This window comes from Klebsiella sp. 2-CIP_Kleb. (assembly GCF_050378715.1).
GTDB classification, from domain to species: domain Bacteria; phylum Pseudomonadota; class Gammaproteobacteria; order Enterobacterales; family Enterobacteriaceae; genus Klebsiella; species Klebsiella quasipneumoniae.
On record NZ_JBNRLG010000024.1, the window covers coordinates 1 to 2,838 of the forward strand.

General features: G+C 53.1%; 1 rRNA gene. It reads left to right on the forward strand.

The features are described 5' to 3' along the window. Positions 1 to 20 precede the first annotated feature (20 nt). A 23S ribosomal RNA gene (locus ACQUTP_RS25650) occupies positions 21 to 2,838 on the forward strand; the annotation flags it as partial.

A 2,838-nucleotide genomic window follows, 5' to 3' on the forward strand; every position in this document is an offset into this window, starting at 1 on the left:
GAAACATCTTCGGGTTGTGAGGTTAAGCGACTAAGCGTACACGGTGGATGCCCTGGCAGTCAGAGGCGATGAAGGACGTGCTAATCTGCGAAAAGCGTCGGTAAGGTGATATGAACCGTTATAACCGGCGATGTCCGAATGGGGAAACCCAGTGTGATTCGTCACACTATCGTTAACTGAATACATAGGTTAACGAGGCGAACCGGGGGAACTGAAACATCTAAGTACCCCGAGGAAAAGAAATCAACCGAGATTCCCCCAGTAGCGGCGAGCGAACGGGGAGCAGCCCAGAGTCTGAATCAGCTTGTGTGTTAGTGGAACGGTCTGGAAAGTCCGACGGTACAGGGTGATAGTCCCGTACACCAAAATGCACAGGCTGTGAACTCGAAGAGTAGGGCGGGACACGTGGTATCCTGTCTGAATATGGGGGGACCATCCTCCAAGGCTAAATACTCCTGACTGACCGATAGTGAACCAGTACCGTGAGGGAAAGGCGAAAAGAACCCCGGCGAGGGGAGTGAAAAAGAACCTGAAACCGTGTACGTACAAGCAGTGGGAGCACCTTTATGGTGTGACTGCGTACCTTTTGTATAATGGGTCAGCGACTTATATTCTGTAGCAAGGTTAACCGTATAGGGGAGCCGCAGGGAAACCGAGTCTTAACTGGGCGTTAAGTTGCAGGGTATAGACCCGAAACCCGGTGATCTAGCCATGGGCAGGTTGAAGGTTGGGTAACACTAACTGGAGGACCGAACCGACTAATGTTGAAAAATTAGCGGATGACTTGTGGCTGGGGGTGAAAGGCCAATCAAACCGGGAGATAGCTGGTTCTCCCCGAAAGCTATTTAGGTAGCGCCTCGTGAACTCATCTTCGGGGGTAGAGCACTGTTTCGGCTAGGGGGTCATCCCGACTTACCAACCCGATGCAAACTACGAATACCGAAGAATGTTATCACGGGAGACACACGGCGGGTGCTAACGTCCGTCGTGAAGAGGGAAACAACCCAGACCGCCAGCTAAGGTCCCAAAGTCATGGTTAAGTGGGAAACGATGTGGGAAGGCACAGACAGCCAGGATGTTGGCTTAGAAGCAGCCATCATTTAAAGAAAGCGTAATAGCTCACTGGTCGAGTCGGCCTGCGCGGAAGATGTAACGGGGCTAAACCATGCACCGAAGCTGCGGCAGCGACGCTTATGCGTTGTTGGGTAGGGGAGCGTTCTGTAAGCCTGCGAAGGTGGCCTGTGAGGGTTGCTGGAGGTATCAGAAGTGCGAATGCTGACATAAGTAACGATAAAGCGGGTGAAAAGCCCGCTCGCCGGAAGACCAAGGGTTCCTGTCCAACGTTAATCGGGGCAGGGTGAGTCGACCCCTAAGGCGAGGCCGAAAGGCGTAGTCGATGGGAAACAGGTTAATATTCCTGTACTTGGTGTTACTGCGAAGGGGGGACGGAGAAGGCTATGTTAGCCGGGCGACGGTTGTCCCGGTTTAAGCATGTAGGCTGGTTATCCAGGCAAATCCGGATAATCAAGGCTGAGGTGTGATGACGAGGCACTACGGTGCTGAAGTAACAAATGCCCTGCTTCCAGGAAAAGCCTCTAAGCATCAGGTAACATCAAATCGTACCCCAAACCGACACAGGTGGTCAGGTAGAGAATACCAAGGCGCTTGAGAGAACTCGGGTGAAGGAACTAGGCAAAATGGTGCCGTAACTTCGGGAGAAGGCACGCTGGTGTGTAGGTGAAGTCCCTGCGGATGGAGCTGAGACCAGTCGAAGATACCAGCTGGCTGCAACTGTTTATTAAAAACACAGCACTGTGCAAACACGAAAGTGGACGTATACGGTGTGACGCCTGCCCGGTGCCGGAAGGTTAATTGATGGGGTTATCCGTAAGGAGAAGCTCTTGATCGAAGCCCCGGTAAACGGCGGCCGTAACTATAACGGTCCTAAGGTAGCGAAATTCCTTGTCGGGTAAGTTCCGACCTGCACGAATGGCGTAATGATGGCCAGGCTGTCTCCACCCGAGACTCAGTGAAATTGAACTCGCTGTGAAGATGCAGTGTACCCGCGGCAAGACGGAAAGACCCCGTGAACCTTTACTATAGCTTGACACTGAACATTGAGCCTTGATGTGTAGGATAGGTGGGAGGCTTTGAAGCGTGGACGCCAGTCTGCGTGGAGCCAACCTTGAAATACCACCCTTTAATGTTTGATGTTCTAACGTTGGCCCCTGACCGGGGTTGCGGACAGTGTCTGGTGGGTAGTTTGACTGGGGCGGTCTCCTCCCAAAGCGTAACGGAGGAGCACGAAGGTTAGCTAATCCTGGTCGGACATCAGGAGGTTAGTGCAATGGCATAAGCTAGCTTGACTGCGAGCGTGACGGCGCGAGCAGGTGCGAAAGCAGGTCATAGTGATCCGGTGGTTCTGAATGGAAGGGCCATCGCTCAACGGATAAAAGGTACTCCGGGGATAACAGGCTGATACCGCCCAAGAGTTCATATCGACGGCGGTGTTTGGCACCTCGATGTCGGCTCATCACATCCTGGGGCTGAAGTAGGTCCCAAGGGTATGGCTGTTCGCCATTTAAAGTGGTACGCGAGCTGGGTTTAGAACGTCGTGAGACAGTTCGGTCCCTATCTGCCGTGGGCGCTGGAGAATTGAGGGGGGCTGCTCCTAGTACGAGAGGACCGGAGTGGACGCATCACTGGTGTTCGGGTTGTCATGCCAATGGCACTGCCCGGTAGCTAAATGCGGAAGAGATAAGTGCTGAAAGCATCTAAGCACGAAACTTGCCCCGAGATGAGTTCTCCCTGAGACTTTAAGTCTCCTGAAGGAACGTT